At 66.3% G+C, this 24,166-nt stretch carries 20 protein-coding genes; 7 read left to right on the forward strand and 13 right to left on the reverse strand.

Annotated features, from left to right (window positions below):
• Positions 1–154 precede the first annotated feature (154 nt).
• Both M1D55_RS12235 and ubiA read left to right on the forward strand, forming a co-directional pair.
• Positions 155–640: a Dps family protein gene (locus tag M1D55_RS12235; protein WP_006577618.1), complete on the forward strand. Its 486-nt coding sequence runs from the start codon at positions 155–157 to the stop codon at positions 638–640.
• Positions 641–813: 173 nt separating this feature from the next.
• Positions 814–1,671, forward strand: coding sequence for a 4-hydroxybenzoate octaprenyltransferase (gene ubiA / locus M1D55_RS12240; protein ID WP_456282274.1), 858 nt, complete (start codon positions 814–816; stop codon positions 1,669–1,671).
• A gap of 111 nt (positions 1,672–1,782) precedes the next feature.
• Here ubiA and proC read toward each other — a convergent pair whose 3' ends face one another.
• Both proC and M1D55_RS12250 read right to left on the reverse strand, forming a co-directional pair.
• Complete coding sequence (gene proC, locus M1D55_RS12245; RefSeq protein WP_023263945.1) at positions 1,783–2,622, reverse strand: pyrroline-5-carboxylate reductase; 840 nt, start codon at positions 2,620–2,622, stop codon at positions 1,783–1,785.
• A 76-nt stretch (positions 2,623–2,698) separates the two neighbouring features.
• A complete protein-coding gene (locus tag M1D55_RS12250) occupies positions 2,699–3,397 on the reverse strand; it encodes a YggS family pyridoxal phosphate-dependent enzyme (protein WP_064576528.1) in 699 nt (232 codons plus the stop codon).
• Between the two features lie 90 nt (positions 3,398–3,487).
• Between M1D55_RS12250 and M1D55_RS12255 the strand changes: the two genes are divergently transcribed.
• Positions 3,488–3,982 (forward strand): glutathione peroxidase, encoded by a 495-nt coding sequence (locus tag M1D55_RS12255; RefSeq protein WP_006580237.1) that lies wholly within the window; start codon positions 3,488–3,490, stop codon positions 3,980–3,982.
• 67 nt (positions 3,983–4,049) lie between these two features.
• Here M1D55_RS12255 and M1D55_RS12260 read toward each other — a convergent pair whose 3' ends face one another.
• From M1D55_RS12260 to M1D55_RS12300, 9 genes are all read right to left on the reverse strand, one after another.
• Entirely contained in the window at positions 4,050–5,606 is a 1,557-nt protein-coding gene (locus tag M1D55_RS12260) for a glycine betaine uptake BCCT transporter (protein WP_006578594.1), read from the reverse strand.
• Between the two features lie 85 nt (positions 5,607–5,691).
• A complete protein-coding gene (locus tag M1D55_RS12265; RefSeq protein WP_006578593.1) occupies positions 5,692–6,414 on the reverse strand; it encodes an LrgB family protein in 723 nt (240 codons plus the stop codon).
• Entirely contained in the window at positions 6,411–6,818 is a 408-nt protein-coding gene (locus M1D55_RS12270; RefSeq protein WP_064576525.1) for a CidA/LrgA family protein, read from the reverse strand. The genes M1D55_RS12265 and M1D55_RS12270 overlap by 4 nt, the downstream gene beginning before the upstream one ends.
• Positions 6,819–6,886: 68 nt before the next feature.
• Complete coding sequence (gene glcF, locus M1D55_RS12275) at positions 6,887–8,131, reverse strand: glycolate oxidase subunit GlcF (protein ID WP_456282275.1); 1,245 nt, start codon at positions 8,129–8,131, stop codon at positions 6,887–6,889.
• A 144-nt stretch (positions 8,132–8,275) separates the two neighbouring features.
• The gene (gene glcE, locus M1D55_RS12280; protein ID WP_456282276.1) at positions 8,276–9,382 is read right to left on the reverse strand and encodes a glycolate oxidase subunit GlcE; all 1,107 of its coding nucleotides are present in this window, start codon (positions 9,380–9,382) and stop codon (positions 8,276–8,278) included.
• A gap of 121 nt (positions 9,383–9,503) precedes the next feature.
• A complete protein-coding gene (locus M1D55_RS12285) occupies positions 9,504–10,448 on the reverse strand; it encodes an ion transporter (protein ID WP_006575628.1) in 945 nt (314 codons plus the stop codon).
• A 17-nt stretch (positions 10,449–10,465) separates the two neighbouring features.
• Positions 10,466–11,977, reverse strand: coding sequence for an FAD-linked oxidase C-terminal domain-containing protein (locus M1D55_RS12290; RefSeq protein WP_456282277.1), 1,512 nt, complete (start codon positions 11,975–11,977; stop codon positions 10,466–10,468).
• A 156-nt stretch (positions 11,978–12,133) separates the two neighbouring features.
• Positions 12,134–13,024: a LysR substrate-binding domain-containing protein gene (locus M1D55_RS12295; RefSeq protein ID WP_006575626.1), complete on the reverse strand. Its 891-nt coding sequence runs from the start codon at positions 13,022–13,024 to the stop codon at positions 12,134–12,136.
• Between the two features lie 39 nt (positions 13,025–13,063).
• The gene (locus M1D55_RS12300) at positions 13,064–14,482 is read right to left on the reverse strand and encodes an FAD-binding oxidoreductase (protein WP_064576522.1); all 1,419 of its coding nucleotides are present in this window, start codon (positions 14,480–14,482) and stop codon (positions 13,064–13,066) included.
• A 202-nt stretch (positions 14,483–14,684) separates the two neighbouring features.
• On the opposite strand from M1D55_RS12300, the gene M1D55_RS12305 reads away from it, so the two are divergent.
• The 3 genes from M1D55_RS12305 to dnaJ all read left to right on the forward strand — a co-directional run bounded on the left by M1D55_RS12305 (position 14,685) and on the right by dnaJ (position 18,695).
• Complete coding sequence (locus M1D55_RS12305) at positions 14,685–15,236, forward strand: cob(I)yrinic acid a,c-diamide adenosyltransferase (RefSeq protein WP_456282278.1); 552 nt, start codon at positions 14,685–14,687, stop codon at positions 15,234–15,236.
• Positions 15,237–15,421: 185 nt separating this feature from the next.
• Positions 15,422–17,377, forward strand: coding sequence for a molecular chaperone DnaK (gene dnaK, locus M1D55_RS12310; RefSeq protein WP_456282279.1), 1,956 nt, complete (start codon positions 15,422–15,424; stop codon positions 17,375–17,377).
• 184 nt (positions 17,378–17,561) lie between these two features.
• Positions 17,562–18,695, forward strand: coding sequence for a molecular chaperone DnaJ (gene dnaJ / locus M1D55_RS12315; protein ID WP_006575623.1), 1,134 nt, complete (start codon positions 17,562–17,564; stop codon positions 18,693–18,695).
• 119 nt (positions 18,696–18,814) lie between these two features.
• On the opposite strand, the gene M1D55_RS12320 is transcribed toward dnaJ, so the two are convergent.
• Complete coding sequence (locus M1D55_RS12320; RefSeq protein WP_456282280.1) at positions 18,815–19,642, reverse strand: hypothetical protein; 828 nt, start codon at positions 19,640–19,642, stop codon at positions 18,815–18,817.
• Between the two features lie 13 nt (positions 19,643–19,655).
• On the opposite strand from M1D55_RS12320, the gene M1D55_RS12325 reads away from it, so the two are divergent.
• Positions 19,656–19,994, forward strand: a complete 339-nt coding sequence (locus M1D55_RS12325; RefSeq protein WP_456282281.1) for a hypothetical protein — start codon at positions 19,656–19,658, stop codon at positions 19,992–19,994.
• Here M1D55_RS12325 and M1D55_RS12330 read toward each other — a convergent pair.
• Positions 19,989–23,951: a hypothetical protein gene (locus M1D55_RS12330; RefSeq protein WP_456282282.1), complete on the reverse strand. Its 3,963-nt coding sequence runs from the start codon at positions 23,949–23,951 to the stop codon at positions 19,989–19,991. The genes M1D55_RS12325 and M1D55_RS12330 overlap by 6 nt on opposite strands.
• Positions 23,952–24,166: the final 215 nt, after the last annotated feature.

Consider the following 24,166-nt stretch of genomic DNA (forward strand, 5'->3'; position numbering starts at 1 on the left):
GTCGCATGGCGCCCAGCCGGTGCGTGCGGGTTTGTCCGCATTCGCCGCGGGATGCCATAATGCGATGCCGGGCCGCAGGCGGAGATTCCGCACGCGGCCCCGTCGCATTTTTCCGCAGTTTGTCGTGGCCACATCAGAACGGAGCGTATCGATCATGGCGAAGAAGAACGAGATGAGCGTGAACATCGGGATTTCGGACAAGGACCGCAAGAAGATCGCCGAGGGCCTGTCCAAGCTGCTCGCGGACACCTACACGCTTTATCTGAAGACGCACAACTTCCACTGGAACGTCACCGGCCCGATGTTCAACACGCTGCATCTGATGTTCGAAACGCAGTACAACGAACTGGCGCTGGCGGTCGATTCGATCGCCGAACGCATCCGCGCGCTGGGCTATCCGGCACCGGGCACCTACAAGGAATACGCGCGGCTGTCGTCGATCCAGGAGGAGGAGGGCGTGCCCGAGGCCACGGAGATGATCCGCAAGCTGGTCGAGGGCCAGGAGGCCGTGGTGCGCACCGCGCGCTCGATCTTCCCGCTGGTCGAGGCCGCCGCCGACGAGCCGTCGGCCGACCTGCTGACCCAGCGCATGCAGACCCACGAAAAGACCGCGTGGATGCTGCGCTCGATGCTGGCCTGAACGGGCCGGAGTCGTGACGATGCGCCGCCGATGCCGGCGGCGTATCGTTTCAGGTTGCAGCAGGGGCCTCGCCAGGGGCAATCGAACCTGACGGCAACCGCTGGGCTTCATTCTCGATCCCGCTTCCTGCCCGTCCGCCCGTGCCGCTGTCCCCCTCCCACCGCCCGACCCCGATGTTCGAACGTCTCGCCCTGTACGCGCGCCTGGTGCGCATCGACAAGCCGATCGGCACGCTGCTGTTGCTGTGGCCGACCTTGTGGGCGCTGTGGATGGCCGCCGGCGGCCCGCCGCCGTGGCCGATCTTCTGGATCTTCGTGGTGGGCACCTTCCTGATGCGCTCGGCCGGCTGCGCGATGAACGACTGGGCCGACCGGGATTTCGACAAGCATGTGAAGCGCACACGCGAGCGGCCGCTGACCGCCGGGCGCATCCAGCCCTGGGAGGCGCTGGCGGTCGCGGGCACGCTGGCCGTGCTGGCCTTTCTGCTGATCCTGCCGCTCAACGCGCTGACCAAGTGGCTGTCGGTGGTCGCGGTGATCGTCGCGGCGACCTATCCGTTCTTCAAGCGCTTCTTCGCGATTCCGCAGGCCTATCTGGGCATCGCGTTCGGCTTCGGCATCCCGATGGCGTTCGCCGCGGTGCAGGAGCAGGTGCCGCCGGTGGCCTGGCTGATGCTGCTCGCCAATGTGTTCTGGTCGGTCGCCTACGACACCGCCTACGCGATGGTCGATCGCGACGACGACCTGCTGATCGGCATGAAGACCTCGGCGATCACGTTCGGACGCTTCGATGTCGCGGCGATCATGATCTGTTACGCGGGCTTCCTGGCGCTGATGGCGCTGGCCGGCAGCATGCTCGGGCTGGGCTGGCCGTTCTGGCTCGGCCTGGCGGCCGCCGCCGTCACCGCGCTGTATCACTACACGCTGATCCGCGGGCGCGACCGCATGCAGTGCTTCGCGGCATTCCGGCACAACAACTGGCTGGGCGCCTGGGTGTTCGCCGGTACCGCGCTGGCCTACGCACTGCGGTAGAGCTGTCGTTCCCGCGCAGGCGGGAACCCAGCGACTCCCAAGGGGGGCGGCTGAAAGCCGCTGGGTCCCGCCTGCGCGGGGACGACAGCGATCTTGGCGCTGGCTCCGGACTCAACCCTCCTTGCCGAATTCCTCGCCCATCTGCGCGCCGCGCGCCGCCGCGGCGTGGACCGCCTTGACGAAGGCATCGCCGACGCCCGATTGCTCCAGCACCGTCAGCGCCGCGTAGGTCGTGCCGCCCTTGGACGTCACGCGCTCGCGCAGCGTGGCCACCGGCTCGCTCGACTGCGCGGCCAGCGCGGCCGCGCCGCGGAACGTCTCGATCGCCAGCTGGCGGCCCTGCGCCGCGGTCAGCCCCAGTTCGGTGGCCGCGCGCTCCATCGCCTCGATCACGTAGAACACATAGGCCGGACCGCTGCCCGAGACCGCGGTGACCGCATCCATCTGCGCATCGTTGTCGAGCCAGACGCACTGGCCGACCGCCTCGGCCAGCGCGGTGGCGATCGCGCGGTCCTCGGCCGACAGGCTGGCCGGCGCGCTCAAGCCCGTCATGCCCTTGCCGGCCAGCGCCGGCGTATTCGGCATCGAGCGCACCACGCGCGCATGACCGCCGAGCCAGCGCTGGATGTCCTGCAGGCGGATGCCGGCGGCCACGCTGATCACCAGGCCGCGGCTGCCGGCGGTGCGCAGATGCGGCAGCAGCTGTTCGGCCGCCTCGCGGAACTGCTGCGGCTTGGTCGCCATCACGATCACGTCGCTGCCGGCGAGTTCGACGTCGGGCGTCTCGACGGTATGCACGCGCTGCTCGCGCGCCAGCCGCTCGCGTGCCGGCGCGTACGGGTCGGCGACGCGGATCGAGGTCGGCGGCACGCCGCGGGCGATCAGGCCGCCGATCAGCGCGGTGGCAAGGTTGCCGCCGCCGACGAAGCCGAAGGTCAGGGTGGTGAGCATGGGTGGGTCTCGCTGTGAGTCTGGATGTGGGGTTCGAAAGATGGGCGGAGAGGTGCCGGCCAGGTTCAAGCCAAGTTCAGGCCGGACGCGGACGCGAGCCGAAGATCGCGGTGCCGACGCGCACGATGGTCGCGCCCTCGGCCACCGCCGCCTCGAGGTCGCCGGACATGCCCATCGACAGCGTGTCGGCCGCGAGGCCATCCTCGCGCAGCGTGGCCAGCAGCGCGCGCAGCGCGGCGAACGGGCGGCGCTGCGCCGCGATGTCTTCCTCCGGCTCGGGAATCGCCATCAGCCCGCGCAGATGCAGATTGGGCAGGGGCGCGATCGCGCGGGCAAGAGGCAGCACGTCGGCCGGCGCCACGCCGCTTTTGCTGGCCTCGCCGCTGATATTGACCTGGATGCAGACCTGCAGCGGCCCCATCGAGGCCGGGCGCTGCGCCGACAGCCGCTCGGCGATGCGCAGCCGGTCGACCGAATGGACCCAGTCGAAGTGCTCGGCCACCGCACGCGTCTTGTTGCTTTGCAGCGGGCCGATGAAGTGCCACGACAGCTGCTCGCGCAACGATGCCAGCGCGGCGATCTTGTCCAGGCCTTCCTGCACGTAGTTCTCGCCGAAGGCCCGCTGGCCCGCGTCGAAGGCCTCGCGCACGGCCCCCGGCGGGAAGGTCTTGGACACCGCCAGCAGCGATACGTCGCCGGCCGATCGGCCCGCCTCGAGTTCGGCGGCGGCAAGGCGCCGGCGCACGGCTTGCAGATTCGCGGCTATGACCGACATGATTCGGCAAACATCTAAAGAAACGGTTGGCAACTAGGGGTAGGCCATTATAGTGTTTGCTCCCGATCCAATCGCCGACAGGAACACGCCATGGACAACGTCTACCAGTTCACCGCCGAATCGCTGGCCGGCCAACCGGTCTCGCTATCGCAGTTCGAGGGCAAGGTTCTGCTGATCGTCAATACCGCCAGCGAATGCGGTTTCACGCCGCAGTACGCCGGGCTGCAGCGGCTGCACGAGCGCCATGCGGGCCGCGGCTTCGCGGTGCTGGGCTTCCCCTGCAACCAGTTCGGCAAGCAGGAGCCCGGCGATGCGCAGCAGATCGGCCAGTTCTGCGAATCGCGCTTCCAGGTCAGCTTTCCGATGTTCGCCAAGATCGATGTCAACGGCGCCAACGCGCATCCGCTGTATCGCTGGCTGACCGGGCAAAAGCCGGGGCTGCTCGGCATCGAGGCGATCAAGTGGAACTTCACCAAGTTCCTGCTGCGCCGCGACGGCACGGTGTACAAGCGCTACGCGCCGACCACCAAGCCCGAGGACATCGAGGCCGACATCGAGACGCTGCTGGCCGAACCGGCGCACTGAGCCGGCGCACCGAGCCGGCGCACCGAGGCGGCGCACCGAGGCGGCGCCGGCCGTCGCCAGCGGCCGCTCAGTCCTGCGGCGGCCCCGCCGGCGGCTGGGTTTCGCGGTCGCGCAGCAGCCGCTCGAGCAGCCGGTCGCGCGCGCGGTGCCGGCGCTCCAGCCGGGTCGATTCCTCGTCGAGCGCACGGAACAGGCTGACGCACATCGCGGCCATCACCACCGCGAAGGGCAGCGCCGCCAGGATCGACATCGACTGCAATCCCTTGAGCCCGCCGGACACCAGCAGCACGCCGGCGATCAGCGCGATCAGCACGCCCCAGATCAGCTTGAGCCGCGCCGGCGGACGCGGATTGCCGTGGTCGGACATCATGCCGAGCACGAAGGTCGCCGAGTCCGCCGAGGTCACGAAGAATACGGTGACCAGCACGATCGCCAGGATCGATGTCAGCGTCGCCGCCGGGTAGGCGTCCAGCAGCGCGAACAGCGCCAGCGACGGATCCTGCTGGACCGCCTGCACCACCGGCACGTTCTGGAACATCGACGCATACAGCCCCGCGCCGCCGAACACACCGAACCACAGGAAGCTGATCAGCGTCGGCGCCAGCAGCACGCCGACGATGAACTCGCGGATGGTGCGGCCCTTCGAGATGCGCGCGATGAAGGTGCCGACGAACGGCGCCCAGGCGATCCACCAGGCCCAGTAGAACAGTGTCCAGTCGGCGACCCAGGTGCCCTGGCTGAACGGCGTCATCCGCATGCTCATGCCGATCAGGTTGTCCAGATAGGCGCCGATCGTGGTGGTCAGCGCATCCAGGATGAACGAGGTCGGCCCCAGCACGAATACCGTCAACAGCAGCAGCACGGCCAGCACCATGTTCAGATTGCTGAGCCACTGGATGCCGCGCGTCAGTCCGCTCAGCGACGACAGGATGTACAGCGCGCCGGCCACCGCGATGATGATCAGCTCGACCGCGATATCGTTGGGCACGCCGAACACCCGGTACAGGCCGGCATTGATCTGCAGCGCGCCCAGCCCAAGCGAGGTGGCCACGCCGAACGCGGTGGCGATCAGCGCCAGCACGTCGATCCACTTGCCGAGCGGCCCGTTGGCGCGCGCGCCGATCAGCGGCTCGAAGGTCGTGCTGATCAGCATCGGCCTGTCGCGGTTGAACTGGAAGAAGGCCAGCGCCAGCGCGACCACCGAATAGGCGGCCCACGGATGCAGGCCCCAGTGGAACAGTGCGTAGCGCAGCCCGGTGCCGGCAGCCTGCGGCGTCAGCGGTTCGAGTCCCTGCGGCGGCTTGATCAGGTGCGACACCGGTTCGGCCACGCCCCAGAAGACCAGGCCGATGCCCATGCCGGCGGCGAACAGCATCGAGAACCAGCTGAGCCGGTGAAACTGCGGTTCCGCGTCTTCGCCGCCAAGCCGGATGCTGCCGAAGCGGCCGAACGCCAGGTACAGCGCGAACACCAGGAAGCCGAACATCGTCAGCAGATAGAACCAGCCGAAGCGGGCGATCACGCCCGTCAGCAGCCATTGCATCGTCGCGCCGAGCTGGTCGGGCGCCAGCGCGCCCCACAGCACGAACAGCGAGACGAGCGCCAGAGCCAGCTTCAGTACCATCGCGTTCTCCCGGTCGGTTGTCGTTCGGTCCTGCGTTGCCGGCGCCGAAGCGCGCTGCGGCGGGTTCAGCGCCGATCGGCGCAAATCAGCGCGGCATCCACGTCGCCAGCAACGGCACCAGCACGGCGGTCAGCACGCCGTTCAGGCCCATGCCGAGCGCGGCGAAGGCGCCGGCCTCCTGGTTGACCTGGAAGGCGCGCGCGGTGCCGATGCCATGCGCCGCCAGCCCGGTGGCGAAGCCGCGCACGCTGTAGTCACGCATGCCGAGCAGGTTCAGGATCTTGGTCGCGCTGATCGCGCCGATGATGCCGGTGCCCATCACCAGCACGGCGGTCAGCGACGGCAGGCCGCCGATCTTTTCTGCGACGCCCATCGCGATCGGAATGGTCACCGACTTGGGCGCCAGCGAGCGCACCACCTCGGGCGAGGCGCCCAGCAGCCAGGCGATGCCGACCGCCGACACCACCGCGACCAGCGAGCCCGCCAGCAGCCCGCCCAGCAGCGGCAGCACGTGCGCGCGCAGCTTCGGCAATTGCTGGTACAGCGGCACCGCCAGCGCCACGGTGGCAGGGCCGAGCAGGAAGTGCACGAACTGGGCGCCGTCGAAGTAGGTCTGGTACGGCGTGCCGGTCACGGTCAGCACCGCGACCAGCAGCGCGACGGAGATCATTACCGGATTGGCCAGCGGCGAGAAACGCGCGCGCTCGTAGATGCGGAAGGCGAACACATAGGCCAGCAGCGTCGCGGTCAGCCCGAGCAGCGGGCTGGCGGCCAGATAGACCCAGATCTCGTTCAGGCGCGGCGTCATCGCGTCTCTCCCGCGCCGTTCGCGGCATCGTCCGCGGAAGGGCTGGAAGGGGCGGAAGGCGAAGCTGGGGGCTTGCGCATCAGCGCGCGCGTGACGAGCGCGGTGGTCGCGATCGCCAGCCAGGTGGACAGCACCAGCGCGACGATGATCGGCATCCATTCGCCGCCGATGCGGCTGCCGTGCACCATGATGCCGACGCCGGCCGGCACGAACAGCAGCGACAGATGCTTGAGCAGTTCGGCGGTGGTGCCCTGGATGATCGCCAGCAGGCGATCGTCGATCGCGAGCCAGCAGAACAGCAGGATCATGCCGATCACGGGACCGGGCACGGGCAGGCGCAGCGCGTAGCTGAACACCTCGCCCACGGATTGGAATACCAGCAGGATGGCAAGCGTCTGAAGCATGCGAGAGGCAGGTTGGTCGGCCAGGCGGAATCACCGCGATTCCACCGGCGGCAGCCTCCCGCGCACCGTCAACCGAGCATGCGATCCACCAGTTCGATCCAGTGCAGCACCGGCGTCTGCGTGCCGCTTTGCAGATGGGTGATGCAGCCGATATTGGCGGACACGATGGTGTCCGGCTGCGTGGCCTGCAGTTTGGCGAGCTTGTCGTCGCGCAGGCGATAGGCCAGGTCCGGCTGCAACACCGAGTAGGTGCCCGCCGATCCGCAGCACAGGTGGCTGTCAGCGCAGAGTTTGACCTCCACGCCGAGTGCGGTCAAGAGCGCCTCCACCTTGCCGCGGATCTGCTGGCCGTGCTGCAGCGTGCAGGGCGGGTGCCACGCGACCCGTTGCTCGGGCGGCGGCGCGGCCTCGGCCAGCCGCTTCAGCGGCTCGGCGAAGGCCGGCAGCAACTCGGAGACGTCGCGCGTCAGCGCCGAGATGCGGGCCGCGCGTTCGGCGTACTGCGGGTCGTGGCGCAGCAGATGGCCGTACTCCTTGACCATCACGCCGCAGCCCGACGCATTCATCACGATGGCCTCGGCGCCGGCCTCGACATGCGGCCACCATGCATCGATATTGCGGCGCATGTTGTCGAGGCCGCCCGGATGGTCGCCATTGTGATAGCGGATTGCCCCGCAACAACCGGCCTCGGGCGCGACCACCATCTGCACGCCCAGACGATCGAACACGCGCGCGGTCGCGGCATTGATGCCGGGCGACATCGACGGCTGCACGCAGCCGGCCAGCAGCAGCATCTTGCGGGCGTGCTCGCGTCGCGGCCATGCGCCGGCCGGCGCGGCGACCGGCACCTTGTTGCGCAGCACCTCGGGCAGCAGCGGACGCACCAGTTGCCCCATGCGCATCGCGGCGCCGAACAGGCGCGGCCGCGTCAGCCCTTCGCGCAGCACCCAGCGCGCGATGCGCTGGCGCGCCGGGCGATGCAGGCCCTGCTCGGCCAGCCGCTCGTCGACGACCTGGCGGCCGATGTCGACCAGCCGGCCGTAGGTCACGCCGGACGGGCAGGTCGACTCGCAGTTGCGGCAGGTCAGGCAGCGGTCCAGATGCAGCCGCGTGCTTTCGGTGACGGGGTTGCCCTCGAGCACCTGCTTCATCAGGTAAATGCGCCCCCGCGGGCCGTCGAGCTCGTCGCCGAGCAGCTGATAGGTCGGGCAGGTCGCGGTACAGAAGCCGCAGTGCACGCACTTGCCGACGATGGACTTGGCTTCTTCGCCATCGGGCGTGTCGCGGAGGAAATCGGCCAGGGTCGTTTGCATGATAGGGACCAGAGTGTTTGTCGCGCCGGCTTGTCGTTTGCCTTGTTGTTCAGGTTTGTCGCGGGGACTTGCCGGGGCGCTTGTCTAGCGAATGGGCGAATGGGCGAAGGGGCGAATGGGGGAAGGAACGAAGGGAGCGCCGATTCAGAGCTCCGGGTACAGCCGCCCCGGATTGAAGATGCCGGCCGGATCGAAGGCCGCCTTCAGCCGCGCGTGGATCGCCATCAGCGGCGCGGACTGCGGCGTGAACACGCCTTCGGATTTGTCGCCGTGGCGAAACAGCGTCGCGTGTCCTCCAGCGGCGTGGGCGATCGCCCGCACCTGGGCGGCCGGTACCGGCTGCGCCGGAATCCACCAGCGCTGGCCGCCGCCCCATTCGATCAACTGCGTGCCGCCCGCCGCGGAGGGCAGGGCCAGCGGCGCGGCCGTGGTCGGCACCGCCAGGCGCCACAGCGGCGCGCCGGCATGGGACGGCGCGAAGAACGGATGGGTCTGCTCGCGCAGCGCCTGCCACAGCGCCTGCGCCTCGCCCTGTTCCATCGCCTCGCCGCCCAGGCGCTCGCGCGCCGCGCGCAACGCCGCCGCCGCACCGGACAGCCGCACGTGCAGCACGCCGTCGTGCCAGACCGAGGCCGCGATCGGCAGCGGCTGGCCGCCCCACTGGTTCAGGCGCTCTAGCGCCTCGGCCTCGCCCAGCTCGAAGCGCAGCGTGGCGTCGTCGAACGGCACCGGCAGCACCTTCAGCGAGACTTCGAGAATCAGTCCCAGGGTGCCGAGCGAACCGGCGATCAACCGCGACACATCGTAGCCGGCGACGTTCTTCATCACCTGGCCGCCGAACTGCAGCGTATCGCCGCGGCCGTCCATCATCTGCACGCCGAGCACGAAGTCGCGCAGCGCGCCAACGGACTGCCGGCGCGGGCCGGACAGGCCGGCCGCGACCGCGCCGCCCAGCGTCGCCCGGCTGACGCCATCGGTGCCGGCGAAGTGGGGCGGCTCGAAGGCCAGCATCTGGCGCCGTTCGGCCAGCGTCGCCTCGATCTCGGCCAGCGGCGTGCCGCAGCGCGCGGTGATCACCAGCTCCGCGGGGTCGTAGTCGACGATGCCGGCATGGCCGCGCGTGTCCAGCACCTCGCCCTGGGGCGGCTGGCCGTAGAAGTCCTTGCTGCCGCCGCCGGTGAAGCGCAGCGGCGTACGGCTGGCGGCGGCGTGCCGGATGGCATCGCGAAAGGCGTCGAGCTTGTCTTGCATGGCGTTGGCAGGGATGGCTGGGGTTCTGGTTTTCTGTGGTTCGGGGCGTCCTGCGCGCGGCACGCTGCCGCGCCGGCGGGCGCTCTGGTTCTGTTGCTCGGTCGTTCGTCGTCGCGCCGCGTCAGGCGTTGTCGCCGACCTCGACCTGATACGGCGGCAGCTTCTTGCCGCAGTGCTTGCAATAGGAGGCGTCGGGGTCGTGCCCTTCGGTCAGGCAATGCACGCAGGTGCGCGTGGTCAGCGGGCGCCGGATGATGCTGGCGGCCAGTTCCGCGCCGACGATGCCGGTCGGGAAGGCGATGATGCCGTAGCCCAGCAGGATCGTCAGCGAGGTGATGAACTGCCCGAACGCGGTCTTGGGCACCATGTCGCCGTAGCCCGTGGTGGTCAGCGTCACGACCGCCCAGTACATGCTGCGCGGAATGCTGACGAAGCCATTCTCGGGTCCTTCGACCACATACATCACGGTGCCGAGGATCACGGTGATGATGAACACCGTGCCGAGGAAGACCGCGATCTTGCGCCGGCTGTTGGCCAGCGCGCGGTAGAGGATCTGCGCCTCCTCGAAGTAGACGGTCAGCTTCAGGATCCGGAACACGCGCAGCAGCCGCAGCAGGCGCACGTCGATCAGGAAGGCCAGCTCCGGCATGAAGAAGGCCAGCCAGGTCGGCATGATCGAGATGAAGTCGATGATGCCGAAGAAGCTGAACACGTAGCGCAGCGGCCGCCGCACCACCAGGATCCGCATCACGTACTCGGCGGTAAACAGCAGCGTGAACATCCACTCGAGCACGGTGAAGCCCACGCCGAGCCGCGCGTGGATCGCCGGCACGCTGTCGAACATCACCACCAGCACGCTGGCGACGATCGCCAGCAGCAGCGCGACATCGAACTGCCGGCCCTCGCGCGTATCGGCCTCGAAGATGATCGTGTACCAGCGCTGGCGCCAGCCGGTCTCCGGCTTGCCCAGATACTGGCGCACGAACGCTTCCTGGCGGCGGCGCGGATCGTCGCGCGGGGCCTGACGGGGGCCGTCGTTGCGAGGGGCTTGGCGGTAATTGGCCATTGGCGTGCGGGCCTCGCTCAGAAGCGCGGCAGGTCCGGATGCGGCAGCAGGCCGCGGCGCACATGCATCTTGCCGTATTCGGCGCAGCGCGCCAGCGTCGGAATGGCCTTGTCCGGATTGAGCAGCCGCGCCGGGTCGAAGGCCGCCTTGACGCGCAGGAAGGCCTCGCGCTCTTCGGGCGCGAACTGCACGCACATCGAATTGAGCTTCTCGACGCCGACGCCGTGTTCGCCGGTGACGGTGCCGCCGAGTTCGACGCAGGTCTCCAGGATGTCGGCGCCGAACAGCTCGGCGCGCTGCCACTCGTCATGGTCCGCGCCATCGAACAGGATCAGCGGATGCATGTTGCCGTCGCCGGCATGGAACACGTTGATGCAGCGCAGGCCGTACTTGTGCTCCATCTGCTCGATGCGCTTGAGCAGCGTGCCGATGTGCTTGCGCGGGATGGTGCCGTCCATGCAGTAGTAGTCCGGCGAGATCCGGCCCGCGGCGGGGAAGGCGTTCTTGCGGCCGCTCCAGAAGCGCAGCCGCTCGGGCTCGCTTTGCGACACCGCGATGCGGGTCGCGCCGGAGGCGCGCAGCACCTCGCTCATCCGCTCGATTTCCTCGGCCACTTCCTCCGGCGTGCCATCGGATTCGCACAGCAGGATCGCGGCGGCGTCGAGGTCGTAGCCCGCATGGACGAATTCCTCGACCGCGGCGGTCGCCGGCTTGTCCATCATCTCCAGCCCGGCCGGGATGATGCCGGCGGCGATCACGTCGGCGACCGCATTGCCGCCTTTCTCGACGTCGTCGAAGCTGGCCATGATGACCTGCGCCAGCTGCGGCCGCGGCACCAGCTTGACGGTAACTTCCGTCGTGACCGCCAGCATGCCCTCCGAGCCGATCAGTACCGCCAGCAGGTCGAGACCCGGCGCGTCGGGCGCGGCGCTGCCGAACTCGACCACCTCGCCTTGCATCGTGATCGCGCGCACGCGCAGCACGTTGTGAACGGTCAGGCCGTATTTCAGGCAATGCACGCCGCCGGAATTTTCGGCGACATTGCCGCCGATGGTGCAGGCGATCTGCGACGAGGGATCGGGCGCGTAGTACAGGCCGTACGGCGCGGCGGCTTCGGAAATGGCCAGATTGCGCACGCCCGGCTGGACCACGGCGGTGCGCGACAGCGGATCGATCGACACGATGCGCTTGAACTTGGCGAGCGACAGCACCACGCCGCTGGCGATCGGCATCGCGCCGCCGGACAGGCTGGTGCCGGCGCCGCGCGGCACCACGGGCACGCGCAGCCGGTGGCACAGCCGCAGGATCGCGATCACCTGCTCCTCGCTGTCGGGCAGCACCACCGCGAGCGGGACCTGGCGATAGGCCGCCAGGCCGTCGCATTCATAGGGGACCGTGTCCTCGGGGCGCGTCAGCAGCGCCGGCTCGGGAAGGATGCGCGCGAGTTCGCGCAGCAGCTCTGCCGTCTGCTCGGGCGACAGCGCGGCGGAGGAGGCCGCGGGGATGGCGGCGTCTTGCGGGGCGTTCATGGCGACTCCTGTATGGCCTCGCGGCGCTGGCGGCGCGGGCGAGGCGGGGACGGCAGACTATAGCGCAGGCCATGCCCGCGCAGCCGCCGCCACACGTGAATTCGGCGCGCCGCGCCGATCAAATCCGTTCATGCCGGGGCGGCATCGCGCCGTGTCTTACCACTCGAGGCTGAGCAGCCAGTCGACGAAGTAGCGGGCCTCGGGCTTGAGCGGCGCCTGTTCGCGCTCGACGATGTAGTAGCCATGCGGCGACTCCGATTCGATATCGAGCAGCCGCACCATCTGGCCCAGCGACAGCCAGTGCCGCGCCATGCGCTGGCGCACCAGGGCCACGCCCTGGTTCGAGGCGACCGCCTCGAGCATGAAGCCGATGTCGTTGAACTGGGGGCCGCTCTGCGGCTCGGGCCAGTCGAGCCCGGCGGTCTCGAACCAGGGCTTCCACGGCTCCAGCGGACTGCGCAGCAGCACCAGATTGGCCAGGTGCTCGGGGCGCGTGATCGAGCGTCCGTCGATCCGTTCATAGTACTCGCGGCCGCAGGCCGGAAACACCGGCTCGACCAGCAGCCGCGTGGTCTTCAGGTCCGGATAGCGTCCCGTGCCATAGCGGATCTCGACGTCGGTGTCCTCGGCCTTCACATCGAGGAAGGGGATGGCCAGCTGCAGTTCCAGGTCGATATGCGGATAGAGCGCGCCGAACTCGGGCAGCCGGGGCACCAGATGCTGGCGGCCGAACGTCGGCGGCGTGGCGACCCGCAGCCGCGTGCGCATCTTGTTGTACTCGGGCCGGGCCAGCTCGTTCAGCGACTTGAGCGCGTCCTGCACATTGCGCAGATAGCGGGTGCCGGCCGCGGTCAGCCGCAGCGCGGTGTTGGCGCGCACGAACAGGTCCTCGCCCCACAGCTCCTCGAGATTCTTGATCCGGTGCGACACCGCGCTGGGCGTCACCGACAGCTCCTCGGCCGCGCGGGCGAAGCTGCCCAGCCGCGACGCCGCCTCGAAGGCGATCAGCAGATGGAGCGGCGGGATGCGGTTGAACAGCGCGGCCATGAGCGGGATATCGGTTATGTCGGGTGTTGCTCGCGGGACTCAGCGGCTCGGGCGGAAGATCTTGCCCGGATTGAGGATGCCGTTCGGGTCCAGCGCCCGCTTGATCGCGCGCATCAGGTCCAGCGCGTCCTCCCCATGCTCGCTGACCAGGAAGTCCATCTTGTGCAGGCCGACACCGTGCTCGCCGGTACAGGTACCGCCCATCGCCAGCGCGCGCGAGACGATCGCCGCGTTCAGCGCCTCGGCCTGTTCCAGCTCCTCGGGCTTGTCGGGATCGGTCAGGATCGCCACGTGGAAATTGCCGTCGCCGACGTGGCCCACGATCGGGCAGGGCAGGCCGGACGCGATCAGGTCGCGCTCGGTCTCGACCACGCAGTCGGCCAGCCGCGAGATCGGCACGCAGACGTCGGTGGTCACCGCGCGGCAGCCCGGCTTGAGCTGCAGCATCGCGAAGTAGGCGGTATGGCGGGCGTTCCACAGCCGGCTGCGGTCTTCCGGCCGCGTCGCCCATTCGAAACCCTGGCCGCCATGCTCGGCGGTGATCTGCTGCACGGTCTCGGCCTGCTCGCGCACGCCGGCCTCGGTACCGTGGAATTCGAAGAACAGGTGCGGGCTTTCCGGCAGCGTCAGGCGATCGTGGCGGTTGATCGCGCGGATCGCCAGCGCGTCGACGAACTCGACCCGCGCCACCGGCACGCCGAGCTGGATCGTGTCGATCACGGCCCGCACCGCGCTGCCCATGTCGGGGAAGGCGCAGACCGCGGCCGAGATCGCCTCGGGCTGCGGATACAGCCGCACGGTGATCTCGGTGATGATGCCGAGCGTGCCTTCGCTGCCGACGAACAGCCGGGTCAGGTCGTAGCCGGCCGAGGACTTGCGGGCATGGGTGCCAGTCTTGATCACGCGGCCGTCGGCGGTGACCACGGTCAGCGCCAGCACGTTCTCGCGCATCGTGCCGTAGCGCACGGCGTTGGTGCCCGACGCCCGCGTCGCGCACATGCCGCCAAGCGAAGCGTCGGCGCCCGGGTCGATCGGGAAGAACAGGCCGGTGTCCTTGATCTCCTGGTTCAGCTGCTTGCGGGTGACGCCCGGCTGAACGGTAACGGTCAGGTCTTCCGGCTGCACCGCCAGCACCTGGTTCATCTGCGACAGGTCCAGGCTGATGCCGCCGGCCACGGCCAGCAAATGGCCCTCCAGCGACGAGCCCGCGCCGTAGGGAATCAGCGGCACGCCATGGGCGTTGCACAGCCTGGCGACCTCGGCGACTTCCTCGGTGCTGTGGGCGAACACGACGGCATCGGGCGGGGCCGGCGGAAACGGCGATTCGTCGCGCCCGTGGTGATCGCGCACGCCGGCCGACGTGGTGAAGCGCTCGCCGAAGCGCGCCTGCAGGGCGTCGGCCACTTCCGGCGGCAGCGGACGGCGGGTCAGGGCGGTGTGGGGCGTGGGATGGTTCATGCTGGTCTCCGGCGAGGCTGGGCGGGCTGGCTTTGCCTTGGCTGGCCGCGGTGGCCATGAATGGTCGTCATTCTGGGCGACCGTCGAGCCGCTGCCCTTTGTCTGGATGCGGCCGCGCGCGGGCGGCCGGGTGTTGCGGACCCCGTTATTCTACGCCGCGTGCATGCCGCGCCATAATGCGGCTTCGACAGGGAGAACTTCCATGGGCAATCGATTGAGCCGGATCGCGACCCGCACGGGCGATGCGGGCACCACGGGGCTGGGCGACGGCAGCCGCACCGGCAAGGACAGCCTGCGTATCGCCGCGATCGGCGAGGTGGACGAACTGAACGCGCAGCTCGGGGTGCTGCTGGCCGAGGCGCTGCCCGACGACATCCGCGCCGCGCTGCTGCATATCCAGCACGACCTGTTCGATCTGGGCGGCGAGCTGTCGATCCCCGGGTACACGCTGGTCAAGCCCGAGCAGGTCGCCCAGCTCGACGACTGGCTCGCGCACTACAACGCCGATCTGCCGCGGCTGGCCGAATTCATCCTGCCGGGCGGCACCCGCGCCGCGGCGCTCGCCCATGTCTGCCGCACCGTCTGCCGGCGCGCAGAACGGGCGCTGGTCGCGCTGGGCGCCGTCGAAGCGGTCAACGAGGCGCCCCGCCAGTACCTGAACCGGCTGTCGGACCTGCTGTTCGTGCTGGCGCGCGTCGCCAACCGGGCCGGCGGGCAGACCGACGTGCAGTGGCAACGCGGCCGCAAGAATTGATTTGACATAAGTGACGATTCGGGCGGATTCTCGCCCCGGCGGCGCCCGAGCCGGGGCGCCCTAAAAACCAACAAAATTACTCGGATTTGCCGGCTCCGCCCTTGAAAAGGTGCCGGCCGGCCACACTTCGGCCTCAGGTTGAGTTGAGGCCGCGCGGATAGCGATGGCTCAAGAGGAGAGAATAAATGGGTAAGATCATCGGTATCGACCTCGGTACCACCAACAGCTGCGTCTCGATCATGGAGGGCAACACCCCCAAGGTGATCGAGAACTCGGAAGGGGCGCGTACCACCCCCTCGGTCATCGCCTACATGGAAGACGGCGAGATCCTGGTCGGCGCCCCCGCCAAGCGCCAGGCAGTGACCAATCCCCGCAACACCCTGTACGCCGTCAAACGGCTGATCGGCCGCAAGTTCGAAGAGAAGGAAGTCCAGAAGGACATCGGGCTGATGCCGTACTCGATCGTCAAGGCCGACAACGGCGACGCCTGGGTGTCGGTGCGCGACCAGAAGCTGGCCCCGCCGCAAGTCTCGGCCGAAGTGCTGCGCAAGATGAAGAAGACCGCCGAGGACTACCTCGGCGAGCCGGTGACCGAAGCGGTCATCACCGTGCCGGCGTACTTCAACGACGCCCAGCGCCAGGCCACCAAGGACGCGGGCCGCATTGCCGGCCTGGAAGTCAAGCGCATCATCAACGAGCCGACCGCGGCCGCGCTGGCCTTCGGCATGGACAAGAACGAGAAGGGCGACCGCAAGATCGCGGTGTATGACCTCGGCGGCGGTACCTTCGACATCTCGATCATCGAGATCGCGGACGTCGACGGCGAGAAGCAGTTCGAAGTGCTGTCGACCAACGGCGACACCTTCCTCGGTGGCGAGGACTTCGACCAGCGCCTGATCGACTACATCATCGGCGAGTTCAAGAAGGAGCAGGGCGTCGACCTGTCCAAGGACGTGCTCGCGCTGCAGCGCCTGAAGGAAGCCGCCGAAAAGGCCAAGATCGAACTGTCGAGCTCGCAGCAGACCGAGATCAATCTGCCGTACATCACGGCCGATGCCTCGGGTCCGAAGCACTTGAACCTGAAGATCACCCGCGCCAAGTTCGAAGCGCTGGTCGAGGAACTGATCACCCGCACCATCGAACCGTGCCGCATCGCGATCAAGGACGCGGGCGTCAAGGTCAGCGACATCGACGACGTGATCCTGGTCGGCGGCATGACCCGCATGCCGAAGGTGCAGGAGCAGGTGCGCGAATTCTTCGGCCGCGACGCGCGCAAGGACGTGAACCCGGATGAAGCCGTGGCGGTTGGCGCGGCGATCCAGGGCTCGGTGCTGTCCGGCGATCGCAAGGACGTGCTGCTGCTCGACGTGACCCCGCTGTCGCTGGGCATCGAGACGCTGGGCGGCGTGATGACCAAGATGATCAGCAAGAACACCACGATCCCGACCAAGCATGCGCAGGTGTTCTCGACGGCCGACGACAACCAGCCGGCGGTGACGATCAAGGTCTACCAGGGTGAGCGCGAGATGGCCAGCGGCAACAAGCTGCTGGGCGAGTTCAACCTGGAAGGCATCGCTCCGGCGCCGCGCGGCATGCCGCAGATCGAGGTGTCGTTCGACATCGACGCCAACGGCATCCTGCACGTCGGCGCCAAGGACAAGGCGACCGGCAAGGAAAACCGGATCACCATCAAGGCCAACTCGGGTCTGTCGGAAGAAGAGATCCAGCGCATGGTCAAGGACGCCGAGGCCAATGCCGAGGAAGACCGCAAGGCCCGCGAACTGGCCGATGCGCGCAACCAGGCCGATGCGCTGGTGCACTCGACCCGCAAGGCGCTGACCGAGTACGGCGACAAGCTGGAGTCGGGCGAGAAGGAAAAGATCGAGGCTGCGATCAAGGAACTGGAAGACGCCGCACGCGGCGGCGACAAGACCGAGATCGACGCCAAGGTCGCGGCGCTGTCCGAAGTCAGCCAGAAGCTGGGCGAGAAGGTCTACGCCGACATGCAGGCCAAGGCGGGTGAAACCGGCGCCGCCGGTGCTGGTGCCGGCGCTGGCGCGGCCGGCGGTGCGCACGACGCGCAGCCGCAGGACGACAACGTCGTGGATGCCGAGTTCAAGGAAGTCAACGACAAGAAGTAATGCGACGGACATGGGATGGCGCGGGCCTTGCGCCGGCGCCATGCCAGTCCCGACGCCGGGCGGCGGATATCGGACCAAGCGCGGACCTGCGGGCCGGCGCCGTCGGATTTCCCCGCTCGGCTTTTTGCTATTCGTCGACCGGCGCGCATTGCGCGCGGGTCGGCCAATCAGGGTTTGAGCCACCATGGCAAAACGTGACTACTACGAAGTGCTCGGGGTGGGCAAGAACGCGAGCGACGACGACATCAAGAAGGCGTATCGCAAGCTCGCGATGAAGTACCACCCGGACCGCAATCCGGACAGCAAGGATGCGGAGGAGAAATTCAAGGAGGCCAAGGAGGCCTACGAGATGCTCTCCGACCCCGAAAAGAAGGCGGCCTACGACCAGTACGGCCACGCGGGCGTGGACCCGAACATGGCGGGCGGCTTCGGCGGTGCCCAGGGCTACGGCGGCTTCGCCGAGGCCTTCGGCGATATCTTCGGCGACATCTTTGGCCAGGCAGCCGGGGGCCGGCAACGCGGCGGTCCGCAGGTCTATCGCGGCGCCGACCTGCGCTACAGCATGGAGATCACGCTCGAGCAGGCCGCGCACGGCCACGAGGCGCAGATCCGCGTACCGCACTGGGACGACTGCGATCACTGCCACGGCAACGGCGCCGAGCCGGGCTCGCACGTCGAGACCTGCCCCACTTGTAAAGGCATCGGCCAGGTCCGCGTGTCGCAGGGCTTCTTCACGATGCAGCAGACTTGCCCGAAGTGCCACGGCACCGGCAAGTACATCCCCAAGCCGTGCGTCAAATGCCACGGCCAGGGCAAGATCAAGACGCAGAAGACCCTCGAGGTCAAGATCCCGGCCGGCATCGACGAAGGCATGCGGATCCGCTCGACCGGCAACGGCGAACCCGGCATCAACGGCGGCCCTCCGGGCGACCTCTATGTCGAGGTCCATATCAAGCCGCACCCGGTGTTCGAACGCGACGGTGACGATCTGCATTGCCAGATGCCGATCTCGTACGCCACCGCCGCGCTGGGCGGCGACCTCGAAGTGCCGACGCTGAACGGCAAGGCCAGCTTCCCGGTCCCCGAAGGCACCCAGACCGGCCGCACCTTCCGCCTGCGCGGCAAGGGCATCAAGGGCGTCCGCTCCGGCACGCCGGGCGACCTCTACGTGCACGTCAACGTCGAGACGCCGGTCAAGCTGACCGAAGCCCAGAAGGAGCTGCTGCGCCAGTTCGACCGCTCGGTGCACGAAGGCGGCTCGCGGCATAGTCCGCAGGAGCAGTCTTGGTTGGATAAGGTCAAGAGTTTTTTTAGTTGAAGCTGGAACCGCCGCGTTTGGAACCAACCGCGTTTGATCGTAGCAAACGAAAGCCGCGCCCTCGTCAGGGGCGCGGCTTTTTTGTATGCGAAGCCGGTTCGGCCGGCTTTATGCCTCAGTCAGACAAGGCTACACGCGAGTAGGGAGCAGCTGCGGTTGGGATGATCGCACTCCGTGCCGGCCTGGTAGTCACTCTGCTTCGGTGGTTTCTGATCAATTTCCTTCGGCTCAACGAAGTGGAAGCGCTCAAGATCTTCCCGCCGTGTGGTACCGGGATCGTAGCCAGGTGCGACGACGTAGAAGATGTCATGGAATGCCTCTTCCGCGAATCGATAGTCTTCGAATTGCTCTGGGATGCCCAGCGATATCCCGCGTCTTTCCGCCGCCAGGAGACGCAGCTTGTAGTGATTTGTCGATAGGTAGTAGGGAGGGCCCATCTCCAGGTTCGCGCACATCAGCGAGATGTTTTCCCTGTAGCGCTCGCTAAGTTGCCACCCGTCCTTCGCCAATAGATCTTCGGCGTCACAGTAGAAGCCAGGCTTGAGTTGCGAGGTGGATGGCACGACTGGGAGGCCTGGAAAGTGACGTTGCAGAAAGCGCCCCTTGGGTCCGGGGCCGTATAGCAAATCGAAGTCTTCCATGTCGATGACACCAGTGAACAGTCCTGCAACGAGCACGATGTCCAGCTTTGAATCGATCAATGGTAGCTTTCCAGCGTCCGCTGCCGGAATGCCTAACGTTACCAGGTGGTGGGGCTTTATCCCTTTGGGATGATCGGAATCTGTACTGGTATGTTGTAAAAACAGATCCAGTGTATTGAAGAATGTTTTACGGGAGATCCTGTCCGCCGCATATGCCGACGCAAGCAACATGATGGCGGGCATGCCAAGGTGGTAAATGTGTGCACCATGTAGCGACAGCTTTCGTGCTTTCAGTACTTTCACCATTGACGCGGCGCTCATGGATGAAGCGCTAGGCGCTTCATCCGCGCTGCCAGTGGATGCCATAGAAGGGCCGCGCAAGGACATAGCGAATCGCTGCAATGGCGCCCTGTCGAATAGCGGCGTATCGGAAGACGGTGTGTCGGTGCAGACGCGTGAAATGAAGGCCGATGCCCGGCGTGCATGCTCCACGGGATTAATGACCGTGAAGGGTGTTGAACGATTGGCTGAACTGGAGGGGTTAAGCTTCGTCATGGTGAGGTTCCTGGGTGAGATTAGGGTTCCGATGCGGATCCAGCGTAAGCGAACAATGGATGCCTCACGCATCGACCCGATCGAACGCATGGGCTTGTCATAGAGCGGGCCCATATACAAAGTTGGAGCCGGTCTGCTCCTTGCCCGATGTGTCTGTCTCCTCCGGATTCCTCTTAGTGGGCGCAACCACGCGAGCGCTAAACCAGAGGAGCTCTGAGGATAGCGACACCGATCGTGCTGTGGTGAGCAATGCACTGCCATGGACGCCAATCTGCGTATCGAGATGGTTTGCGGCATAGACGCCAAATCCACCGAGTTCGTAATGATCATCCGTGTTGAGCAAGATCCAGCACTGCCGCGCCAGCGCGTAGTGAGTGGCCAAATGACTAAAGGGGCCGTTCATGCTCTCCAGCCCTTGCGATAGCGCTGTGAGTGCATTGAGTTCCGCCAGCTTGCTTTCCTTTAAATGCCGACGGACCATATAGCTCTGATTCGAATGACGCGCGTGCAGCCGTAAATATTGAAGTCGTTCGTCGAGTGTCCAACGTTCGAGCCGCTGGAGCGGCGCGTTGTATCGATCCCAGTGCCGCCGTACTTCGGGTGTATTCAGATGCGCGATCAGATCGTCGACATCGCGAAAGACGATATCCCAGGCAAACGAAGACTGCGCGATGCCGTCCCGCGTTTCCCGCCGAATGAAATGATGAACGCCGCATTCACGAAAGGTCGCGATCACGCCCACCATCGGCCCGCTGGCCAATCCGCTCGTCAAGTGGCGGGTCAAACGTGCCGGCAGCACCGTCGCGAGAAGGCGCAGCGCCGCGCTATACCGAGAGCCGGTGCCCATACCGTGAACGTCCAGTCGTGCGGACCCGGTCAGGTCGACGCGGCTCTGCTGATGCAGCCGATCCGTTTCCTTGGCCAGGCGCGCATTGACAGCGATCTCGACAACGCCGCCGATCGCGTTGGCGCCGACCCCGGCCGAGATTCCGGCGGCCACGCTGGTATTTGCAGTTCGATTCTCGAATACGTTCAATGCCAGTGCGCCGCGCAGCAGCAGCTCAAAGCACTGCAAGCACAACTCTCGTAGCGCACGCTGCGGATCTGGTGTGGCCGATTTAACGGCCCGATCCTTGGCCAGCTTCTGAGCCAAGCGTTGGCCGAAGAGGACGTCGATGGCTTGCTGGCCTGCCTGCACCCAATCGCGCGAACCCGGTGTGGGCGGCGTGCGAATGGCGATGCCGAACTCGAAGGCGTAGCCATTGGCGTGGTGCGCGTCGAGGCCGATCCGCAGTGCCACGGGCGTGTTGACGGTAATACCCGCACCCGCCTGGCCAATTTCGCTCCGAGCTTCGCTCACCATCATGGTCTCTCCGCCAACCGAACTGCCGATGATTCCGAAGGTCTGCGTGTGCGCCGCGTTTTGTTCGTGCGAGAACGAGAAACCGATCGAAGGCGCGGCCCCGGCCAGCACGATCGCCGGGCCCATTTCGACCCCGACGGAGACGCTTATACCTGCGGTTCGCGTTACGCTGCCCGACGCACCGGCGCCAAGATTGGCATCGAAGAGATGCCTAGCAATCCGCCGGAAGTCCTCACGGCTTCGCGGCGATTCCGGCAATGAGACATCGGCATCAATTTTGTCCCGGCCCGCCCTGATCATCGCCACAACGTTGCGATATTGTTGAAAGCGACGGCTGATCTCCCATGGTTCAGCAGGCTGTGCCTTTTCCGGTAATCCCGCCGGCTCTGATGCGGCTGTCGATTCCGCGGGCACGATACCCGTTTCAACCGCCCACGCTTGGATCAAGTCGAGATCGATATGCGTAATCTCGGCAAGTTCCTTTTCAAGTGTTTGGCGATGCGAGTGCAGCCCGGGAAGCTCGACTAGATCACTGATTACCGCGCTTCTGAGTGTATTGGTGACCGTATAGGCATGCATGCGTATGCCAAGCTCAGTACAGGACGCCCAATGCGTCAGCAGGCTGGACCGCACGAGGTTGAGTAATCCTTGCTTGGTCTGTCCGAAGGCTTCGTCCGTGCCGCCGAGCCATGCTTGACGAAGGCGATCGAGTTGGATTTCGGGAAATTGGGCTTGGAATGCTTCAACATGCGCCGCGACTTGATGCAGTGCCATTCTCTTGCTCGGCACATCCAATTCGCGGGCAAGTCGCGCCAGATCCGCAGCAGAGTAAAGCTGAATGCCTTCAGTGATATCGATTATGCGCGCGACATCATCCAGTCGAGTTATGACGCTTTCAAACTTCGAGTCCACCGCCGCTTCAGACTCTCGCGCCAGACCAAGCCTCCTGATCTCATCTCGCAAGAGCAGGGCATCTCGCAATAGCCCCTCATGTCTCCGCAATGGCACGCCTGCAACCATTTTCATGTGCAGCACTAACAGTCGAGTCATGCGGCCGAACGCCGCCTGATGATCCTCGCTTTGCTGTGTCACGGTCCTGCGCGTTGCACCTCGTGTCAACGGGTGGCCTAGGACAAACGCAAGCGGGGATTCGTCGGGTATGAGACGACCGACCAAGCCGGTATCAGGGGCCACGTCGTCGTGGGGAAGCCACTCCACGATCAACTTGTTGAGAAGCCGCTGAAACTGTGCGAGCAGGCCGTCGTCCAAATCATCACGGAAGCCATTCCGCCATAACGCCAGCGCCATCGCTTCGTCCTTGTCCAGCGGTAGCGCCAGCAACGAGCCGGTCTCGACCCGATGCCTTGCTGCCTGGCGTTGCGCCTTCAGCCAGGCCGAATCCGCGTGCTCGCGGACCGTCAACAATTTGACGGCCGCCAATAGCGCGCGATAGGCGAGCCGATTGGCGCGGGGGTGATTGGCTTGCATAAGCATGGCGGCCGCATATTCGGCGGCCCTGAGTGGATGGCCGGTCAGGGCACGCAGTGCATTTCGCGCATCCACCACGCTTCCAATGATCGCGCCCCTTTTGGGCGAATCCGCTGCTTCGAGCTGGTTCTCGCTGGCGGCAATCAGGTGATCGCACGATTGAAAATAGATTCTCAGCGCGGCATGCCACTGGTGCACGGCTTCCGCTGGCAAGTCAGGCGGCGACCCGATGAGGCCGCACAATACCTGGAAGCCCAGTTCGCATCTCGCCAGCCGGCGCGCTGCCTGCCAGCATTGGACGACCGGCTCTCCGCCACTATTCAGCTGATGCCACGGTGTGCGCAACATGTCGAGCAGGGCGATTGCTTGCTGGGGCGAACGCCGCAGAGGCTGCAAGTCGTCGGAGATGTCGGTCGAAATGGCGTTGCCGAGCAGCAGTAGTATTGCTCGGCGCACCAGGGGCGAGCTATCGGCAGGGATTGACGCGCTGGAAGATCGACGTGCGGTTGCTTCCAACGCGGCGAACAGGCTGGCGAAGGCAGTCGGGTCTGCGTCGGCGTGGTCGAATGCGGCCATCAACTCCGCTTCGCATGCCGCATCATCAAGGGGCCGGGGCGGCGCGGCATCGTGACTGCCCTGTGCTGCTTGGGGAACGAGTCGGCAAGCAGCGTTGTCGCGCAACACGCGATCACGATCGCTCAGCGGTCTGGAGGCTGTGGGAACTGCAATTTCACGTGCTCGCCGGGGGCAATGATTCGCGAGATGGTCGTGCACATAGTCAGATTCGCTTTCCGTGGTCCGGTGGCCCGGGACATCGATCGTGATGGACGGCGTAGCCATCAAGGGCGGTCCTTTCGCATTCTCCTGCCCATCCGGAAACCGCAACCAGCTTTCCACCGTCTTGCCGATCCGGTAGGACCGGCTCCCTACGCCGCGGAGCTGAAAAAAATCCGCAACGCGGTGAGTGAAAAACTCCTTGATGGCCTGAATCAATCGCGCCGCGGGCGTCAGGTCTTCGATATCGAGACGGCAGACCTGAATGCCAAACTGGTGTGTCCTGATTACCAGGTATTCGTGACCCTCGACCCGTACATTGAGGCAGCCGATATCGCCTTCGCGAACCCGGAGTATCCGTTCCTTCTTCGACCTTGGGATGGTGGCCAAGTCCTCGAGGCGCGCACACTGGATGAATGAGGTGCTGTCTCCCATTTCTCCCTCGTAGCGGTTTCAGTCCCGTGCGGCATGCACGGGTGGCGGTCCCGTTTTTTGCGTCATCTCTGCGGATGGCATGGCGGCAACGATCCGCGCATTGCACGGAGGCCGCTATAAAAAACGGTGGAGACTTGTTTTTGCCGGTAACGACGAAGGGAACCGCCGTGTGGGAAGGCAAGCCGACGGCGGTGCCGCGCGGTGCTTTTTGCAAG

The sequence above is a fragment of the Cupriavidus sp. JZ107 genome (genome assembly GCF_053903255.1).